The sequence below is a fragment of the Dapis purpurea BLCC-M126 genome (assembly GCF_050015975.1).
GTDB lineage: Bacteria > Cyanobacteriota > Cyanobacteriia > Cyanobacteriales > Microcoleaceae > Trichodesmium.
Window position 1 is genome coordinate 1 of the sequence record NZ_JBNHER010000110.1, and the last position, 19,436, is coordinate 19,436.

The window sequence follows — 19,436 nt, forward strand, 5'->3', positions numbered from 1 at the left end:
AAGAGGAGGCTTTAAACCTGAATTATTTAATTAATAATTATTAATTATTCGGTAATAATTGTAGACACTAAAAAATAGAGGGAAAATTATTAATTCCCTCTATAAAATTTTTAGTTGTTATATCTAAAATTTTCCCACCCTCTATTAAATCTCAAAGCAAAAACCAATAGAGGGAAGTTAGTATTAGTAAGCAAGACCCATACTGCGAGTAGTTTCAGCACCCAGATAAACCCGGACACTCAAAAAGTCAGTAGGGCAAGCAGTTTCACAACGCTTGCAACCAATACAATCTTCAGTACGAGGGGATGAAGCAATTTGACCTGCTTTACAACCATCCCAAGGTACCATTTCTAGAACATCTAATGGACAAGCACGGACACACTGAGTACAACCGATGCAAGTATCATAAATTTTTACTGAATGAGACATAAATTAAATTCTCCCAACAAATTGATTTTGCCGTACCTGCTCAAAGGCAGATGGGACAGCAAGTTTTAGAAGCGAATACTCCGATTTAGTTTACCTTACTGCTTCTCATCAGTGATAAACATTGTTGAAAAACTTAAAATATCTCAATAATTACCCACAGTATTAAATTGGGAAATTTACCTATTAACCATTTAATCCCCTTTATATACCTTAATTAGAGGCTATTACTGCTACGCAGAAGTTAAGAGTCAACTCCCCCAAAGGTGGAAGTTAAAAGTCAAAGGTCTTGGTTAGTAAGCTTTTTAGGATTTTGTAACTGGTCAGTTATTTCTCCCATCCTACAGTAGTAATTGGCTTGAATATGTTAGATTGCCAATCTATTCTGACTCCTGTCTTCTGTCTCCTGACTCCTTCTTCACAAGAATTCAAAGTCCCAACTTTTCTAAGAGTGGACGAGTTGAGACTATATGACGATCTAATCCCAGTTCCTTTGGAGAAATGCCTAAAGCTAAAGCTATTAATTGGGGTAAGTGCAACACTGGTAAACCCAACTTACGTCCAATCACTTTTTCTACCTCTGGTTGACGGGAATCTAAATTTAAGTGACACAGAGGACAAGGAGTAACCATACAATCTGCACCCTTGTCAATAGCTTCACTAACATGAGTTCCAGCCATTTGAAAAGCCTGATTAGTGGCATAACTAGAAAGAGGCCAACCACAACATTGAGTCCGACCTCGATAATAAATAGGAATAGCCCCAATAGCTCGAAACACATTTTCCATAGATTCTGGTTGATAGGGGTCATCATAAAGCAAATTAGTTTGACCTCTGAGTAAATAGCAACCATAGAAGGCAGCACATTTGAGGTCAGAGAGCTTATGGGTGACACGATTTTGGATTTCTTCGAGACCATAATCTGCCACTAATGCCCAAAGTAGATGTTTAACCTCTGTACTACCTTGATAAGGAGAACAACTTTGTTTTTGTAAGAGGCCATTAATTTGTTCTAAGTAAGCTGGCTCAGTTTCTTGGGATTCTTTAAGACGCTCATCGACATGACCAATCACCCCTTGACAAGTGCTACAGTGGGTTAGTAATGGCAAGTTTAGTTCTTCTGCTAAAGCTATGTTACGGGCATTAACCGTATCTTCTAGCAGTTGAGAGTCTTCTTTAAAAGTACCAGACCCACAACAAGCAGCTTTTTTCAGTTCTATTAGCTCTATTCCCAGGACTTGGGTAAGAACTTGGGTAGACTGATAAAGCTCTCGGCAAGCACCTTGAGCCACACAACCAGGAAAGTAAGCATATTTCAATGTTTGAGAAAGCATGAGATTAACTAATGTAGGTATAGAAACAATATTATATAAACATGACTTATAATTTGTGATATTAATTTTATCACTGTTTATAATATAAGTTTGTCATTTCTATAAGTAGTTAGCAAATCAAATAAGAAAATACTTTGACAACAGTAATAAGCTTGTGATATTTGTGAAAACTTAAAGAAATTGATCGAAAAAACAGGATTGAAGTCTCGCCCTTCTGTGGGGGAGTTTTAATGGGGAGATCGTTCACCAGCCAAAAAAAAAGACCTGGAGCAATATCTTCAGACTAACCCTCTGTTAGCAGTATCCAATGAAGCGTCAATCCACTGCAGAGTTAATACTCGGTAGTTCTCCATGTCTTTAGGCTGAAGAGTATGTCAAAAAAAATATTCAATTGACATAATTTTAGTGGTTAGCTCGAACCTAGTTTCGGATAATATTTAGAAACCTAGTATCCAAATTAAAAGTAAGGAGAAAATTCGATGAGTAATGAAGAAATTTTTACAAAAGTACAGAAAATAGTTAGTCAGCAACTAGAAAAACCTATGGAAGATGTGAAACCAGAATCTAATTTTGCCAATGATTTAGGAGCTGATTCTTTAGATACCGTAGAATTAGTTATGGCATTAGAAGAAGAATTTGAAGTTGAGATTCCAGATGAGGAAGCAGAGAAAATTGCGACTGTTCAAGCAGCTGTAGATTATATTAACGAACAAACAACAGCAAAAGCATAATATCGTCCCCAAAACCTTAAGTTTCTGCCTTATGGGTGTGGAATTTTAGGAAAAAAAAATTATGACAAATTTTGAACTTAAACGGGTAGTTGTCACAGGAATGGGTGCAATAACACCAATTGGCAACACTCTATCTGATTATTGGGATGGGTTATTGAAAGGTAAAAGTGGTATAGGCCCAATAACCCGATTCGATCCTTCTAAACACAAATGTCGTATTGCTGGAGAGGTAAAAGGGTTTGATCCTCACGACTATATAGAACGCAAACAGGCAAAACATACAGATCGCTTTGCTCAGTTTGCAATTGCAGCTAGTAAACAAGCCGTTACTGATGCCAAGCTTGAAATCAACGACCTAAACGCAGAACAGGTGGGGGTAATGATTGGCACTGGAGTAGGTGGCCTGAAAGTCTTAGAGGATCAGCAAGAGATTTATTTGAGTCGTGGCCCTTCTAGATGTAGCCCCTTTATGATTCCGATGATGATTGGTAATATGGCTGCAGGTCTAACAGCAATTTATACTGGGGCTAAAGGACCAAATTCTTGTGCCGTGACTGCCTGTGCTTCTGGATCTAATGCAATAGGAGACGCTTTCCGTCTTATCCAAAGAGGATTTGCTCAAGCAATGATTTGTGGCGGGACAGAATCAGCAGTTACCCCTCTAGGATTAGCAGGTTTTGCTTCTGCCAAGGCTTTATCTACTACTCGTAATGATGACCCAGCTCATGCAAGTCGCCCTTTTGACAAGGATCGCGATGGCTTTGTTATGGGTGAAGGAGGAGGTATTCTAATTCTGGAAGATTTAGAATGTGCCCTCAGTAGAGGGGCTAGAATATATGCTGAAATAGTGGGTTATGGCATGACCTGTGATGCTTATCACATGACTTCCCCAGTGCCTGGGGGAGAAGGGGCAACTAGAGCTATGCAGTTGGCAATGAAAGATGCTAGCTTAACTCCAGAAGATATTAGTTATATAAATGCCCATGGTACCAGTACACCAGCAAATGACCCAACAGAAACAAAAGCGATTAAAAAGGCACTAGGTGAAAGTGCTTATAAGGTAGCAATTAGTTCAACTAAGTCAATGACTGGTCATTTGTTAGGAGGTTCTGGGGGTATTGAAGCTGTGGCGACGGTAATGGCGATCGCCCATAACAAAATTCCACCAACTATTAATTTGGATCATCCCGATCCAGAATGTGACCTAAATTATGTCCCCCACACAAGTATCGACAGAAAAGTAGAAGCAGCCTTATCCAACTCATTTGGATTTGGAGGCCATAATGTAACCCTAGCATTTAAAAAATACATATAAAATAGCCAACAGCAAACGATGTTTGCTGTTGGCATCCTGATTTAGAGGCCAATTCCTCAAGACTGGAAAGTATTTTGGTCTGACTTAGCCTCCACAAGCAAACAACTATCTAACCGAGGTGATTTTTTACATATCCTTGGTTGTTGCCCTTGGTGCTGGTATATTGGTACGGTTTGTACTAAGCACAATCACCTAGGATTCATCCTCACCCCTTTCATGTCGGCAACAAAGGCACCCAAAAGTATAAAACATAGGGTGGTGGGTTATCCCTTTACTAAAGCTTCGTGGGGTCCGATGCAACAGCGGGACTGCGAATCGAGAAGCCCAGAGTATATTGCAAGGTTAGTATGGGAGTATATGACTGAAATCTTAACGATAGGTATTTATAGAGAGGGCTTTGTCAGCCCTTTTTTTATTTTTGTGAGGTGGTTTCCAGATTCAAAAATTAAAGGTTGAGCTATAAAACTTAGATAGTAATGAATATTAATTCCCAAAACTATCTTGTTTTGAGTTTTGTGAACATTAATCTATTTCAATACTTTATCTAATCTCTGTTAATGTTCAGCATAATTTAATAAAAAAGCAAAATTTGCTACTAAATTAACAGACTAAGAAATTAAATCAATTAATATTTGATAAAAATTTATAAATAATATTAAATATTCTAGAAAACTCTAGAGCTAGTTTTTTTTATTAGAAAATATTTATAATTATATACTTTTAATTCAGTCAGTTTGCAAAAATTAAGAAGATTTATTATGGTATAAATCTTTTTTTGTGACCAGAAACTTAGTTTGATCAGCTTAACTTCAGATGGCCGGAAAATTTTTAACTTGACTACTTCTCTTGCCTAGAGTTCCCCACAAGTGAGATGATTTGTAATGTATATGGCCTGAGAAAAATTCCAGACAAATATTACTGTAGAAATATATCTGGTTTATAGGCTCTGGCATTCACATCTATTAAGTATATAGAAACGATAACTATGGCTGTTGCAACTCAATCACTCGAAGAACTTTGTATTAACTCAATTCGCTTCTTAGCAATTGATGCAGTCCAGAAAGCTAACTCTGGCCATCCAGGATTACCAATGGGTGCTGCACCAATGGCCTTCGTCCTCTGGGATAAGTTCATGCGCTTTAACCCCAAAAATCCTAAGTGGTTAAATCGCGATCGCTTCGTTCTCTCAGCAGGCCACGGCTGTATGTTACTGTACGCTCTTATGCACCTGACAGGTTTTGACAGCGTACCTATGGAGGAAATTAAACAATTCCGTCAGTGGGACTCCAAAACTCCTGGCCACCCAGAAAATCATATTACTGAAGGTATCGAAGTTACTACAGGCCCACTAGGACAAGGTATTGCTAATGCTGTAGGATTAGCAGCAGCAGAGGCCCATTTAGCTGCTACGTTCAATAAGCCAGATTGTAATTTGATTGACCATTACACTTATGTGATTATGGGTGATGGTTGTAACATGGAAGGTATTTCTGGTGAAGCTGCTTCTCTAGCTGGACATTGGGGGTTAGGTAAGTTAATTGCTTTCTATGATGATAACCATATTTCTATTGATGGTCATACAGACATTTCCTTTACTGAAGATGTAAGTAAGCGCTTTGAAGCTTATGGTTGGCATGTTCAGCACGTTACTGATGGTAATACTGGTTTAGATGCGATCGCTGATGCTATTGAAAAAGCGAAAGCGGTTACTGACAAACCTTCCATGATCAAAGTTACTACTCTTATTGGTTATGGTTCTCCTAACAAAGCTGATACTCACGATGTTCACGGTGCAGCACTAGGCCCTGATGAAGTAGCAGCTACTCGTAAAAATCTTGGTTGGGAATATCCAGAATTTGAAGTTCCTGCGGATGCTCTCAGTCATTTCCGCAAGGCAGTCGATCGGGGTGCTAAATATCAGGAAGAATGGGATAAGTTATTCTCTGAGTATAAGTCTAAGTATCCTGAAGATGCAGCTACTTTGGAAAGAATGGTAAGTGGTAAATTACCTGAAGGTTGGGCGGATGCACTACCTAAATATACTCCTGAAAGCAAGAAGGATGCTACTCGTAACCAGTCTGGTGCAACACTCAATGCTATAGCTGGAGTTTTACCAGAATTAATTGGTGGTTCTGCTGACTTGGCACCTTCTAACAAGACTTTAATGAAAGGTTTAGGAGATTTCCAAAAAGGTCAATACCAAAACCGGAATATGCGTTTTGGTGTGCGGGAACATGGTATGGGAGCTATTTGTAACGGTATTGCTCTTCATGGTTCCGGTTTAATTCCTTATGGTGCGACATTCTTGGTGTTCACCGACTATATGCGGAACTCCATCCGTTTATCTGCTTTAGCTGAAGCTGGTGTTATTTGGGTAATGACTCACGACTCTATTGCTTTAGGTGAAGACGGACCGACTCACCAACCAGTTGAGCATATTGCATCTTTACGTTTGATTCCACAATTACTTGTGATGCGTCCTGCGGATGGTAATGAAACTTCTGGTGCATATAAGGTAGCAGTAGAAAAAGCTAAAGCAAGTCATCCTCAACCTACTTTGTTAGCATTATCTCGTCAAGGTTTACCTAATTTAGCTGGTAGTTCCATTGATGGAGTTGCTAAAGGTGCTTATATTATTAGTGATGGCGATGGTACTCCAGATATTATCTTAATTGGTACTGGTGGTGAAACTTACCAATGTGTTGATGCTGCAGAAAAACTCCGTACTGAAGGTAAGAAAGTGCGGGTAGTTTCTATGCCATGTTGGGAATTATTTGAAGAGCAAGATGCAGCTTATAAGGAGTCTGTGTTCCCTGCATCTGTTAAGAAGCGTTTGGCAGTGGAAGCTGGTGTTAGTTTTGGTTGGCATCGTTATGTGACTGATGAAGGCGCGACTTTGAGTGTTGATACTTTTGGTGCTTCTGCTCCTGGTGGTGTTGTACTGGAGAAGTTTGGCTTTACTGTTGATAACATTGTTGCTAAAGCTAGAGAAGTATTGGGTTAGTTTTGATAGTGGATAAGCATTCAGCATTTAGCACTCAGCAGTCAGCTTTTCCTAGGTGATACTCTGCAAACAGCTAGAGTTAAAACTTTACAGATAATAGCTTTAAAGTTTTATACCTTAATTTTAGTGCGTAATGCTATATCTGCCTATTAGCTATATCAAAATATCAACTATTATTAAAAAGGTTCTCTAGAAATAGGGAACCTTTTTAACTTATCTGTCAAAAGTATTAGAGTATGGCAAAGAAGAAGAGACCTCAAGAATTGCATCCTGGTGTTTTGTTTTTAGATGGTAAAAGTCAACCCCAACTAATACGTCAACTCAGATCCCAGGAAAAACCTCTAATAGAATTAGGGAAATTAGGGCGTAGATCTAAGATAGGCAAATATTTTGTGGGTATTGATTCTTCTGAAGGTTTTTCTAAACCAAAAACATTCAAGCCTGAACTCTTCCGCAAAATAATAAAAATATTCTATTCTAGAATGGCGACAAAATACAGAAAAGATTATTCTATCTGTGAATACATCCCATCATATACATCTAATGAATACAAATTACTAGAGGATAGTATATGGACAGCCAATCAGTTAGCATTGTTATTTGAACAACCAGAAATATACAAAAATATAATAGATCACGATCCAACTCTTAATAATACATTTCAACCTAGTATGCTAAAGGTTGACCAATGTCAAATCTCTTAGCAAGAGAGAAAGCATGAAAGATTTTTATGGAGTAGATTTTTATAACGTTTATGTATCAACCTTGCATCAGATTCACTGACAAAGTATGGATTAGAAGCTGTGTTGAAAGGAGTTTATTTACAGAGGAAATCCAATGGGAAACCTTTATCAAATCTCTCTAGAAAAATTGATAAATTACCAATTTCATTAGAACTTAAATTAATCATAAAAAATGCTATTGGATGTTGATGTAACAACTAGGGCTAAAGCATAAATAGGTTAGTTTTTTATTAACGTGACTGCCAGCTATATCAAAATATAAGTTATAATTCAAGAGGTTATCTAGAAATAGAGAGCCTTTTAAATTTACCTGTAATAATTAGGAGGAGATTATCACTCAAGCTTCTGTAGAAAAAAATACAGCAATTAAAATAATTTCAGCAATAATTGACCGAGTAATGGAAAACGATAGTCTTTATCAAGAGTTAGATAAAAATCAACTCATTCAGAGTTTTTCTACATTATTAGATCGAGTGTTACCTCAAATGGTAATATCTCTAGATGATGAACGACTGACAAAGAAAGTTAGAGGCGTAATGTCAATAGAACTATTCTCGAAAATATTTGATGATTTTACTCCAGAGCAAATAGAAATGTTTAATGCAGTGGTAGAAGGGAGATAAAATAAGGTGAGTTATCTACTAGAGACAAATTTAGTTACTGCAATTTTGAAACAGAATAAAATAGCAACTGATAAATTTAAGCAGGTTAAATTTTTGGAAGAATATCTATTTATCAGTTGCATTACCTATTATGAAATTAAAAATATAATAGAATTTTACTGTTTACATTATATCCTTAAAGGTTCAACTATAGGCAAAAAATAAGGAACTAATTCTTGATTTCCCACAACCAAAGTAGGAAAGGGATGACTCAAATAATCTTTCCCTATTTTTAAAGGAAAAATATCTCCCGATCCTAATGGTAACCAAATTGCTCCTGCCGCTTTTGCGATAACCCAAGATGCAGCAATATCCCAAATTCTCGGTGTAGCTTCAATCCCACCAATAGAAGCACCAGAAGCTACAAGTAAAAAGTTATAACTTGCCATTCCTATCATTCTAATTTTTGTTGGCAGTTGGGGTAAAATTTTTGTACTTCTAGAGCAAAGATTAAATAAGTGATTACTACTAATTCTGTCTTGAATTGGCTGCATTTGTTGATTATTTAAAAATGCTCTAGTGATAGGTGGATTAGTTAAATAGGTTTGATTTTCCTGATAATAAAAACCATAATAAGATTGACGTAATGGTGGTAAATTTACATAACCAAATATAGGAGTACCTTGATACAATAATCCCATACAAGTTCCCCAAATTGGCATACCTTTAGCAAAGTTTGTTGTCGCATCTAAAGGATCGATAATCCAACACCATTCATTACTAGGAAATATCTGTTGACTTTCTTCTGTTAATATTCCGTGAGTAGGAAAAGTAGAGGCGATCGCTTCTCTAATTTCCCTATCTGCCCATTTATCGGATTTAGTAACTAAACTACCATCAGCTTTTTCGTCTGCCTTGACATTCCCGAAGTCTTTTAATAGTTGATTTCCTACTCTAAAGGTAGTTGTTTCTGCAAATTTTAAAACTTGGTTCCAGAAGTCTGTCATTTTGTTTTTTTATCCCGCTTATTTTTTGGAGAAAATCTGTTGATAAAATTATTAATCAACCTAGCAGTAAACCTCAATAATTACTTTAATTATAAATCTTGAACTTTTAGATTTTTCAGACTATGAGTCAGTCATAATATCTGGAGGTTAACTCTCAATATTTTATAACGCTAGGGGATACTTATATTATGTTTGCATGATCTAGTTATAAATAAAATATTCTTGTAGGGACGTTCTGGAAAGTTTCTACTCTTCTAGTTAAACATCGAGTTTTCTCTATTACCATGATTTATTATTTATAAGTATTCAACTGAGAAGAAGTGGGAAAAATTTGTACTAGCAAAAATATAGCAATCTTATTTAAGTTGTAATATTTTTGTGGTAGTTAGGAATAGTAGGGGCGATTTCCGTTTGTCATCTTCCGCAAAAGTGAATAGCCCATACAGGAATCAGAATTTCAAAGCTTTTCAGTTAATTTTAACTGCTATAAAAATTTTCACAACCAATGCTCGGATTACTATATTGCTTTTTGAACAAAAACCAACATTTACTTTTACTTTAACCTTAATGATTCAGCTTATACCAGTTCTAAAAAATATTTCTACAAACAGTTTGGCTGATGGTAGAATATTTTTTTTCTATTGTACAACTATATTTTATTAATAAAATTTTTTTCATGGTTTACATAATTAGGAAAATTTTTGCTATTTGATCAAAGAATTTTTCCATAACTAATATGTAGTATTTGGTGAAAATGATAATTATCTTTGCTCGACTGGATTGGAAATAATTTATTAATGTAACTAAACTAAATCATCTGTTCATCCATATTATGCTTACTTCAAAAGTTATTAATTACTTCAATTAATTCTTGCGGTTGTTCAACCAAAGCATCTGGCTGAAATTCAGATAATGCTTCTCTAGAATTAAATCCCCAAGTCACAGCTATTACTTTGATTTTAGCTTTCTTTGCAGCATGAATATCTCTAGTTTCATCTCCAATATAAACCATTTCTTCCGTTTGAATCTTCTCTGATTTTAAATATTTTTTGATGACTCTATGCTTGCCAAAAAGTGTTGTTCCTGAAGCGATAAAATCAAACATTAATAAATCATTTTTTTGTAAAACATATTCTACATTTTCTTGAGCATTAGAAGTAATTATCCCTATTTTATAACCTTGATATCTGAGTTCTAATACAGCCTCTTTAATACCACTAAATAACCTCACATTATTAATTTCTTTTTGAAACTCTGTTCTGATTTTTCTCAGCAAAAAAGGTACTTTAAAAAGAGATATTCCTGATTGATTAATCAATTCTAGTGGACTTAATTTTTCAATTTCTGGGATTTCTTCTTTCTTGGTTTGTTTATATCCAAATTCAACTGATAGACGATTTGTTATAGCAAAAATTAGATCGAAAGTATCTGCTAATGTACCATCAAAATCAAAAATAACTACTTTTATCATTATTAAATAATAACTGCTAATTGGTATTTTATTCTATCATATCAAGTTCAATAACATAACTATTATGAAATACAGGTAAGGAAGGAGAAAAAAATTAAAACTTGGGTACATATTTCCCAAGGATTTACACAAATGATGCCAACAAACATGATATAATAACAAATTAATGGATCGGCAGTTATCTCTTAATCCATTTTTTCTGACAACAGCCCAACACTTTATATTTCGCAGATATTGTACAATTAAAATCTTTTTTCATATATTTTTATTTCTCTACTACCCACTGTCTACTCATACTTTTTCTCCATTAACTTGCACTTAATATAAAGATAATAGGTGTTAGTAAAACTCTGCTCCGGGTAAGAATTATTAGTGTTGCTGATTTTAGGTATGAAAGTCATATCTGTCAGATATTGAATAGTTATTAATTAACTACATTAACTACAAATTATATCTATAAACCACCATTGTTGAGGAAAAACAACTCTTTTCTACCTTCTGACTCTTGACTCCTGAATATCATACATTTATTCAACAACGCCGAATTATAATGTAGTGTTGCTGATTTTAGGTATTAAATTCCTAAATTATTTAAGGGGAAATCGGTCTGATTTGCCCTCTTTTAAGATGCGGAAAAAGTTCCTTTCTAACTCCTTACTCCTAACTACTCTAGAATAATACTTTTATTCAGCAACATCATAAATTGTATAATTTTATCTTGATTGATAATTAATTCAACTATTGCGCTTTAGTTTTTAGATGAAGTTGAAAGGGTGGCGATCGCCTCATAAGTAGTTGTGCCAAAAAATCCCCTAGCTATTTGTAATAAACATTGATCAGCCCTGGTATAATACCATTTTTCCATCAACTTACAGTTAAGATTAAAGATAATAGCTATCAATAAAATTCAGGTCTGGGTAAAAATTATTAAGTGCATTGTTATAGATAAATAGTATCACTCGCACTCTGCAATATTTTATTAAATTAGTATCGTTAATTCCTATTTTTTTCTAATAGTATAAATCAATAAATATATGGGTGCAGATAATTTGATTATGGTGCATAGTAATGGTATAGGAAGTGGGGGAAAAAAATATATATTCTCACAATTATTATGCAGGGGAATCGATAATTTTTAATTCTCACGCTTATTCAAGATTAGCACGAGCATTTCGTTGGAGCATTTCTGGTTTAATACGTCGCAATGCAGAAGCGGGGAATTGCCTATTCCAATCTTCTTTTGATATCTTTGCTAGTTCTGTTAATTCAGGTGCTAAATTATCAGGGTAGGGTTGAAACTCATCAATATTTGTCTCTTGAGCAAATCTTTGATTCCAAGGACAAACATCTTGACAAATATCACAACCTGCAACCCACCCTTTTAAATTTGATTTAATATTTTCTGGCAGTTTTGGATTTCTATTTTCAATTGTATGATAAGCGATACAAAGATTAGCATCAACAACAAAAGGTTCTACAATTGCATTAGTCGGACAAGCTTCGAGACAACGAGTACAACTACCACAATGTTCAGTATGGGGGCGATCGCTTGTCAATTCTAAGTTTGTCAGCACTTCCCCCAAAAATACCCATGAACCATATTCTCTAGTAATCAAATTACTATTTTTCGCGATCCAACCCAATCCAGCTCTTTCTGCCAATGCTTTTTCCATGACTGGGCCAGTATCTACATAATAGCGGGTTAAAATTTCGTTTTCTTGCTCTTTCAGCCAGTTGGCCAGAGCTTTTAACTTTTTATGCACCACTTTGTGATAATCTCTACCCCACCCATAGCGAGAAATTTTGCCAATCTTACTATTTTCAGAGTGTTGATGTGGGGTATAATAGTTCAGTGCCACACAAATAACAGATTTTACCTCTGGCATAACTCGCTTCAAATCTTGACGTTTGGGATTAGTTATCCATTCTAAATCTGCCTGATAACCCTTATTTAACCACCTTTGCAATCTATTTATTTCTGAGCCAATTTCATTTGCTGAAGCTATCCCAACCTTATTAAAGCCTAATTCTAAAGCTTTTTGTTTGATTTGACTACTATTAATAGGGGATTTCATTTATCTAATTTGTTTTAAACACAATTTTCTTCAGCATTGATCTTATAGAAAGAATATCCAGAGAATAAATATATTAACAATAGCAGTCTTTTTTGTGTGCAACTTACAACTTATTAATAGAATCTAAGTTGAATTTATATCTGAATTTATTAACCTAGCTCTTGTGAAATTTATTCTCTGCTAAAATTTAACTTATAAAACCCAAGTATACCAATAAAATTAGTCTCTTAAAAAATTTATTGATCAATTATGTTAATTTGAATCTGTTGAAAATACTTGTAAATAACTATCTAATATTCATTGTCCCAGTTCCACATCTTTAGGAGGGCATTTCCAGTTAGGATGGCTTGTCATTAACAAAGTCTCTAAAGTTTCTTTATCAAATATATGGCATACTAATAAGCCATTAAAATAACATTCAACAGCATAACAGTTTTGACTAATACAGCAAATATAGCAGCTTTTTAAAGATCTCTCTATTTTGATATGTGCCCCTGATTCTAAGGCTTGAAATTTTTGGATATTTTGTTTAAACTCATCAATAGAAGACACTATTAAACCAGGAATCATAGCTGTGAGTGTTTTTTCTCCATTAATGTGAATCCAATAATGGCGATTAGGATCAATTCCTTTTAACCAAGGAGACTCATCATCTTTGAGACGGTAGCGAGGTGTTAAAGGAAAAAACTTATTCATATAATTAACCTAAAATATCTTTTGATTAAAAAAAAACTTATTTTTATTTTGTAGTAGAGTATCCTAGAGTTGCAACTTAACTTAACAAAAATTATTAACTACTACAAAATTATGGGCGTTAATTATATAAAAGTCTATTTTGTTGTTTCCAAATAGTTAGGCTATTTTGAGGGGGAAGAGGTTAAGTCATAATGCATAATAAATAGCTTAAATACCATTATATTATGTGTTTAGTCAGAAGTACACTTATGTAAAGTATTTCAATTACTTTTACTGTTATTATTAGTAATAATATATTCGGATAAGAGCGCGATAGAACTCCGTTCCGCTTCGCGACCAAAAAACTTTCTCCTTCAGTTTATTCTGATACGCTTTTTTTTCCATCCTTCTCACTACTAAATCCTTTACAAGGAATTTCAGTTTTTCATGCTCCGCAAACGCTAATCATCTCTAATTTCATGTCTGGTAACATCGGTATTGTAAGGTAAGGGTAAGGAAGAAGGAAGAAAGTTTTAGTTATCTGGAAGAGAAGGCTTAAAAGCCTGAAAAAACTTAAATTTCCTGTAAATATTCACACTTGGGTTTACACAAACGATACCAGCGGACATTATATAATTCCTCGTTATCTATAACTATTCAATTATTAAGCCTATAAATCCCGCGTTGTCGCAATTGCCCAACGTCGGGAAGATGTCAAACTTATAACTCTATTAAACAGTAAAGGTATCTATGGTGAGTAGAGGTTTGCTGAAACAACCCTTACAGTTATAAATCAGGAGGCAAGGTGGCAAGTCCATTAGCAATATCCTTATCTTCTTAAAATTCAATCAATTATCATTCGCCAAGTGCCTTATTGTACTTTTTCTGGTATACTCGCTTCCAACTTGAGACAGTTTCTACCATCTATTTGCAAACTATAGTCTACACGATCCATTAATCTATTCATAATTAACCATCCATAACCACTTTCCTGTTTAGCTTCTGGTGTTGGAGGATTATAATTCCCTGTATGATAGCCTTGACCATAGTCCCAAATTTCTAAAGCAATGTCACGATCTTTAATTTCTAAGCGTATTAGCACTGGCAGATGAGGTTGATCTTTATGAGCATGACGAATCACGTTGGAATAAGCTTCCGCCAGCACCAAGCGTAAACGGTTGGATTGACGAGGCCAATCAATATGTTCTCCTAGCTCTACTTCTAAACTGCTTAATAACCAATGTTCGACAATAGTTAAAAAATTGAGGTTGCTTGGCACCTGAAGCTCAGTTTTCATAAATTCACAGAACCTCCAGAGATAGTATAGTTTGATCATCTTCCTGAACTTGATTATCGGCTCGGATATAAGCCAATAAGGTATTTAGGTCTAGTTGGTCTTTATGCTCCTGTAGGAGTTTCCATAAACCTTCTTGTTGCAGCATTACACGAATTGGTTCTCCACCATCATTAGATTCTTGAACCACTGTAGCTTCAGTGATGCCATCACTTGTGAGTAGGAATACATCTCCTGAGTCTAAGTCTATAGAACCTGCTTTGCCTTTCCATATTGGTAATATTCCTAGGGGAATACCACGGTCTTTGAGGAAATTTGGTTTTACTTCCTCGGAACCTTTGTTTCCAGCAGCTACCAGTGCCGTTTTAGACCAAACCAAAGGATATATATGGCCAGCATTAGCATAAGCTAATAATCCAGTTTCTGGTGTATAGCGAGCCAAGACCATTGTAATGAAGCAATTATTACTAATTAAATCATCTGAAAGACTACTGTTGAGATTTTGCATTACTTCGTAGGGATCTGGGGGATTTTCTTGAGAAAGTTCTCGCCTCATTACAGAAATAGCACTAGCCATAAATAAGGCAGCAGGTACTCCCTTACCAGAAACATCTCCTAATGCTAACCAGATTTCTCCTTGAGAGTGAGTATAAACTTCAAAGAAATCACCTCCTACTTCTCTAGCTGGATAGCAACAACCTTGTATCTTCACTGTTTCAAAGTCTGGCCAACTTTGACGTAATAAGTTGCTTTGTATCTGACGAGCTACTTCTAGCTCATTACGCATTTGTTCAGCAAGTTCCCTAGTCTTTTGATAGAGTTGAGCTTGGGATAATGCTAAGGCTCCTTGCTCTAGTACACTTTCTATAAGATTGACATCTTCAGTAGACCAGAAGTTATTACTATTTTCTTGATTAAGAGCTAAAACTGCTAGTAAATCTTGCTGGTAAATCAGAGGGAATATTAATTTACAACTACTTTTTTCTGAACCTTCTTCAAAGTAAGTTTGGCGATTATCTAATACCTCCAATAATAATTCTTCAGTAATTGGAAAGTTGTTTTGAGGATTTTCAGAGTGTTGATAAGAAAAAAACTCAGACATGAGGCGATCGCCTGCTGCTGGCCATAATCTAGCTTCTGTTGCCGCAAAAGTCCGGCCCACTGTCTCAACTATTGTCGATAACATACTAGAGTAATCCAATGATTCTCTAATTGCACTCATAACCTCATTCAAAATAGACTCTCGTCGCAGAGCAAGAGTCAAAGCATTAGTGCGTTGCTTCACTACTTTGTAAGTTTCTGAAGCTTGTTGAACTACTACTTTTAGTTCTTCTGGATTCCAGGGTTTTGTAATATACTTAAATACTTTACCTGAGTTAATTGCCTCTACTAAATCCTCTACATCTGTATAGCCTGTAAGTAGAATCCGAACTGTATCTGGAAATCTTTCTAGGGTCTTGCCTAAAAACTCTGTACCATTCATTTCTGGCATTCTTTGGTCAGAGATAATTATTGCCATTTCTCCTTCAGCATCTAAAACGTCCATTGCACTAAAGGCGCTATCTGTTTTATATACTTTAAAGTCCCGCCGAAACGTCCTGTACAACAAATCTAGGTTGTCTGGTTCGTCATCGACTACCATCAATTTCAGTTTCCTATCTCCCCGACTCATGCTATAATCTGGCTCCCAGAAATTTTTTTAGTTCTCACACTGTCATTTTGGTCGTTAGAGTATCTTATAAGAAAATATTTTTGTTTTACCAAAATATAATAGCTGTAAACTTTGAGAAATTTCGGCATCAATTTTTATGGTCATTAGTCTTATGTAAAGAATTAAATATTGAGTACATTTATGACTTCACATAAAGTTGTAATCTTTAATCAATTTAGTTTTGATTGATATGATTGACTATTTCCATCCTTTTCTGTGTTGGAAATAATCTTGATAATCCACAATATAAAGTACGATTTAGCAATTCAGTTTTTCTATGTATATTTTGTGCAAATTCCCTGATATAGAACTAGCTGAACTTTTCTGCCAATCTTAGTTTAGCAGAACGTGCCCGTGGATTCATTGATATTTCATTATCTTGAGGCTGGATGGGTTTTTTTGTCAACACCTGTAAAACGGGTGAGTCTCTCAAACCATGTTTGACCAAACGGTCTTCTAGACTATGAAAGCTAATAATTCCAATTCTACCCCTATTTTTTAGCCAGCTAGGAGCATTCTTCAGGAAAGTTTCTAGGCTAGAAAGTTCCTGATTTACTTCTATTCTGAGAGCTTGAAAAACACGAGTAGCTGGATGTATCCTACCATAACGGTATTTCCTTGGTACAGAATGGGCGATCGCTTCTGCCAACTCGGTTGTGGTTTCAAAAGGACGACGTTCTACTATTCTTCTAGCAATACGTCTAGATAGACGTTCTTCCCCATAAGTATAAAAAATATTTGCTAACTTGGCTTCTTCCCAATGATTAACTATTTCGGCTGCTGTTATAGTTTGTTGCTGGTTCATGCGCATATCTAATTTAGCTCCATACCGGAAACTAAAGCCACGTTCTGGGGTATCCAACTGTACAGAACTTATACCTAAGTCTGCAATTATACCATCAAACTCGATATTTTTCGGTTGATAATCAGCAAAATTACCATGCCAAAATTGGATATTAGAGCTGTAATCGACTAATGAGGTTTGACAATAGGCGATCGCTTGTTCATCTTGGTCAATAGCTACTACTTTAACGTCTAGGGCTGAAGCTAAAATTAACTGAGTATGGCCACCGAATCCCAATGTTGCATCTAAGTAGATACCCCCTGGAGAGATAGCCAAACCCGTAATTAACTCATTACTTAAAACTGGTACATGGTTCATTAAGTCAAAAGTCAAAAGTCAAAAGTCAAAAGTTTAGTATTTTATTAATTCTATCTGGTTCCACTCACTTGGTCTATCTATAATTGTTTAAGTCTACGTCACAAAACCTAAAAACAGATTTGAAAGTATGGGAAAAATGTAGAGCTTCAAAGTTTTGATATGGGTTTCTAACCAAGGAGTCTAGAAGTCTGTTGACAGCCTTAAAACATAACGTGATTTATCATGCTATAGGCTGACTAAAGAATCGAGGGTATTTTAACGCCTTAATATATCAACAATAACATTTAGCCTCTAGCCTCAAAAAACTAAGGCCAAATAATTCGGCATAAACAGCAATCATAGGAGAATATTCAATATGAGCCAAATTCAAACTAGAACCGAACCCATGGTCATTAACATGGGGCCTCATCATCCCTCAATGCACGGGGTGTTAAGGTTGATTGTCACATTAGATGGAGAGGATGTAGTTGACTGTGAACCTGTGATTGGTTACTTACATAGGGGCATGGAGAAGATTGCTGAGAGCCGCACTAATACAATGTTTGTCCCCTATGTTAGTCGTTGGGATTATGCTGCGGGAATGTTTAACGAGGCCGTAACAGTTAATGCCCCGGAGCAATTAGCGGATATTGAAGTTCCCAAAAGGGCCAGTTATATCCGGGTAATAATGCTGGAACTAAACCGAATCGCAAATCACTTGTTATGGCTTGGGCCATTCTTGGCCGATGTGGGTGCGCAAACTCCTTTCTTCTACATCTTCCGGGAACGGGAAATGATTTATGACTTATGGGAAGCTGCAACGGGTTATCGAATGGTAAATAATAATTATTTCCGTATTGGTGGGGTAGCTGCTGATTTGCCTTACGGTTGGGTAGATAAGTGTGAGGATTTTTGTGATTATTTCTTGCCGAAGGTTGATGAGTATGAACGTCTGATTACTAATAACCCTATTTTCCGTCGCCGGATCATGGGGTTGGGTGTGATTAGTCGGGAAGAAGCGATTAACTGGGGGCTTTCTGGTCCTATGTTACGAGCTTCTGGAGTCAAGTGGGACTTACGGAAGGTTGACCACTATGAATGTTACGACGATTTTGATTGGGATGTTCACTGGGAGAAAGATGGAGATTGTTTGGCAAGATATTTGGTGCGCATTCGAGAAATGCGAGAGTCAGTCAAGATTATTCGTCAAGCTATTAAAGGACTTCCTGGTGGACCTTACGAAAATCTGGAAGCAAAACGGATGGCTGAGGGGCCTAAGTCTAAGTGGAATGATTTTGATTACCAATTTTTAGGTAAGAAAATACCTCCCACTTTTAAGATTCCTAAAGGTGAACATTATGTTCGGATTGAAAGTGGTAAGGGAGAGATTGGTATCTATATTATTGGTGATGATAATATGTTCCCTTGGCGCTTTAAAATTCGGGCTGCTGATTTTGTGAATTTACAGGTTTTTCCTCATATTTTGCAAGGTGCAAAAGTGGCGGATCTTGTGGCTATTTTGGGTAGCATTGACATTATTATGGGGTCTGTAGATAGATAAGTAAAGTCAAAAGTTAAAAGTAAGAAAATGTTATAAAAAGCTAAAAGTTAGAAAGATTTATTCATTTTCTGCTTTTGGCTTTTTTGTTTTTTTTGAAGAAGGAAGAAGAAAGAAGGAAAGTACATTGGTCTATAGATCGATACCTTATGACTTTTGATATGATCTGAATCCTACCCTCTGGCGGGATACTTCAGGAAATAAATTTATTATTGCTCTATACGCAATAGTCAGGAAAATTTCACCACTCATCACCTCTGGTTGGATGCTTCAGAGAATGAATTTATTATTGCTCTATACGCAATAGTCAGGAAAATTTCACCACTCATCACCTCTGGTTGGATGCTTC

Annotated in this window: 15 protein-coding genes; 6 read left to right on the forward strand and 9 right to left on the reverse strand. The window is 35.8% G+C overall.

Features of this window, described 5'->3' with window-relative positions:
* Nucleotides 1–183: 183 nt before the first annotated feature.
* Nucleotides 184–429: a photosystem I iron-sulfur center protein PsaC gene (gene psaC / locus ACP6PL_RS10125; protein WP_006616272.1), complete on the reverse strand. Its 246-nt coding sequence runs from the start codon at nt 427–429 to the stop codon at nt 184–186.
* A gap of 425 nt (nt 430–854) precedes the next feature.
* Nucleotides 855–1,760, reverse strand: a complete 906-nt coding sequence (locus tag ACP6PL_RS10130; RefSeq protein ID WP_426545130.1) for a CoB--CoM heterodisulfide reductase iron-sulfur subunit B family protein — start codon at nt 1,758–1,760, stop codon at nt 855–857.
* 479 nt (nt 1,761–2,239) lie between these two features.
* Here ACP6PL_RS10130 and acpP point away from each other — a divergent pair, with 479 nt between their 5' ends.
* From acpP to ACP6PL_RS10155, 5 genes are all read left to right on the forward strand, one after another.
* Nucleotides 2,240–2,491, forward strand: a complete 252-nt coding sequence (acpP, locus tag ACP6PL_RS10135; RefSeq protein ID WP_426545132.1) for an acyl carrier protein — start codon at nt 2,240–2,242, stop codon at nt 2,489–2,491.
* A gap of 61 nt (nt 2,492–2,552) precedes the next feature.
* Nucleotides 2,553–3,806: a beta-ketoacyl-ACP synthase II gene (gene fabF, locus ACP6PL_RS10140; protein ID WP_426545134.1), complete on the forward strand. Its 1,254-nt coding sequence runs from the start codon at nt 2,553–2,555 to the stop codon at nt 3,804–3,806.
* A 985-nt stretch (nt 3,807–4,791) separates the two neighbouring features.
* Nucleotides 4,792–6,810, forward strand: coding sequence for a transketolase (gene tkt, locus ACP6PL_RS10145; RefSeq protein ID WP_426545135.1), 2,019 nt, complete (start codon nt 4,792–4,794; stop codon nt 6,808–6,810).
* Nucleotides 6,811–7,046: 236 nt separating this feature from the next.
* Entirely contained in the window at nt 7,047–7,514 is a 468-nt protein-coding gene (locus ACP6PL_RS10150; RefSeq protein ID WP_426545136.1) for a hypothetical protein, read from the forward strand.
* A gap of 437 nt (nt 7,515–7,951) precedes the next feature.
* Nucleotides 7,952–8,176: a hypothetical protein gene (locus ACP6PL_RS10155; RefSeq protein WP_426545137.1), complete on the forward strand. Its 225-nt coding sequence runs from the start codon at nt 7,952–7,954 to the stop codon at nt 8,174–8,176.
* A gap of 167 nt (nt 8,177–8,343) precedes the next feature.
* On the opposite strand, the gene ACP6PL_RS10160 is transcribed toward ACP6PL_RS10155, so the two are convergent.
* The 7 genes from ACP6PL_RS10160 to rsmH form a co-directional block, all read right to left on the reverse strand.
* Nucleotides 8,344–9,162, reverse strand: a complete 819-nt coding sequence (locus tag ACP6PL_RS10160; protein WP_426545138.1) for an inositol monophosphatase family protein — start codon at nt 9,160–9,162, stop codon at nt 8,344–8,346.
* Between the two features lie 841 nt (nt 9,163–10,003).
* Nucleotides 10,004–10,633 carry an HAD-IA family hydrolase gene (locus tag ACP6PL_RS10165; protein WP_426545139.1) on the reverse strand — a complete coding sequence of 210 codons (630 nt, stop codon included), beginning with the start codon at nt 10,631–10,633 and terminating at the stop codon, nt 10,004–10,006.
* Nucleotides 10,634–11,781: 1,148 nt separating this feature from the next.
* The gene (queG, locus tag ACP6PL_RS10170; RefSeq protein WP_426545140.1) at nt 11,782–12,708 is read right to left on the reverse strand and encodes a tRNA epoxyqueuosine(34) reductase QueG; all 927 of its coding nucleotides are present in this window, start codon (nt 12,706–12,708) and stop codon (nt 11,782–11,784) included.
* A 297-nt stretch (nt 12,709–13,005) separates the two neighbouring features.
* Complete coding sequence (locus tag ACP6PL_RS10175) at nt 13,006–13,404, reverse strand: hypothetical protein (RefSeq protein WP_426545141.1); 399 nt, start codon at nt 13,402–13,404, stop codon at nt 13,006–13,008.
* Nucleotides 13,405–14,254: 850 nt separating this feature from the next.
* Nucleotides 14,255–14,680, reverse strand: coding sequence for an ATP-binding protein (locus ACP6PL_RS10180; protein ID WP_293092348.1), 426 nt, complete (start codon nt 14,678–14,680; stop codon nt 14,255–14,257).
* Nucleotides 14,681–14,684: 4 nt separating this feature from the next.
* On the reverse strand, nt 14,685–16,349 hold the full coding sequence (locus tag ACP6PL_RS10185; protein ID WP_426545142.1) for a SpoIIE family protein phosphatase: 1,665 nt from the start codon (nt 16,347–16,349) through the stop codon (nt 14,685–14,687).
* Nucleotides 16,350–16,698: 349 nt separating this feature from the next.
* The gene (gene rsmH / locus ACP6PL_RS10190) at nt 16,699–17,550 is read right to left on the reverse strand and encodes a 16S rRNA (cytosine(1402)-N(4))-methyltransferase RsmH (RefSeq protein WP_426545155.1); all 852 of its coding nucleotides are present in this window, start codon (nt 17,548–17,550) and stop codon (nt 16,699–16,701) included.
* Nucleotides 17,551–17,905: 355 nt separating this feature from the next.
* Between rsmH and ACP6PL_RS10195 the strand changes: the two genes are divergently transcribed.
* Complete coding sequence (locus ACP6PL_RS10195; RefSeq protein WP_426545143.1) at nt 17,906–19,090, forward strand: NAD(P)H-quinone oxidoreductase subunit H; 1,185 nt, start codon at nt 17,906–17,908, stop codon at nt 19,088–19,090.
* Nucleotides 19,091–19,436 lie beyond the last annotated feature (346 nt).

Excerpts from the sequence above, each read along its gene's own strand:
- psaC (WP_006616272.1), bottom strand. The coding sequence starts at position 429 with ATGTCTCATTCAGTAAAAATTTATGATACTTGCATCGGTTGTACTCAG.
- ACP6PL_RS10130 (WP_426545130.1), bottom strand. The coding sequence starts at position 1,760 with ATGCTTTCTCAAACATTGAAATATGCTTACTTTCCTGGTTGTGTGGCT.
- acpP (WP_426545132.1), top strand. The coding sequence starts at position 2,240 with ATGAGTAATGAAGAAATTTTTACAAAAGTACAGAAAATAGTTAGTCAG.
- fabF (WP_426545134.1), top strand. The coding sequence starts at position 2,553 with ATGACAAATTTTGAACTTAAACGGGTAGTTGTCACAGGAATGGGTGCA.
- tkt (WP_426545135.1), top strand. The coding sequence starts at position 4,792 with ATGGCTGTTGCAACTCAATCACTCGAAGAACTTTGTATTAACTCAATT.
- ACP6PL_RS10150 (WP_426545136.1), top strand. The coding sequence starts at position 7,047 with ATGGCAAAGAAGAAGAGACCTCAAGAATTGCATCCTGGTGTTTTGTTT.
- ACP6PL_RS10155 (WP_426545137.1), top strand. The coding sequence starts at position 7,952 with ATGGAAAACGATAGTCTTTATCAAGAGTTAGATAAAAATCAACTCATT.
- ACP6PL_RS10160 (WP_426545138.1), bottom strand. The coding sequence starts at position 9,162 with ATGACAGACTTCTGGAACCAAGTTTTAAAATTTGCAGAAACAACTACC.
- ACP6PL_RS10165 (WP_426545139.1), bottom strand. The coding sequence starts at position 10,633 with ATGATAAAAGTAGTTATTTTTGATTTTGATGGTACATTAGCAGATACT.
- queG (WP_426545140.1), bottom strand. The coding sequence starts at position 12,708 with ATGAAATCCCCTATTAATAGTAGTCAAATCAAACAAAAAGCTTTAGAA.
- ACP6PL_RS10175 (WP_426545141.1), bottom strand. The coding sequence starts at position 13,404 with ATGAATAAGTTTTTTCCTTTAACACCTCGCTACCGTCTCAAAGATGAT.
- ACP6PL_RS10180 (WP_293092348.1), bottom strand. The coding sequence starts at position 14,680 with ATGAAAACTGAGCTTCAGGTGCCAAGCAACCTCAATTTTTTAACTATT.
- ACP6PL_RS10185 (WP_426545142.1), bottom strand. The coding sequence starts at position 16,349 with ATGAGTCGGGGAGATAGGAAACTGAAATTGATGGTAGTCGATGACGAA.
- rsmH (WP_426545155.1), bottom strand. The coding sequence starts at position 17,550 with ATGAACCATGTACCAGTTTTAAGTAATGAGTTAATTACGGGTTTGGCT.
- ACP6PL_RS10195 (WP_426545143.1), top strand. The coding sequence starts at position 17,906 with ATGAGCCAAATTCAAACTAGAACCGAACCCATGGTCATTAACATGGGG.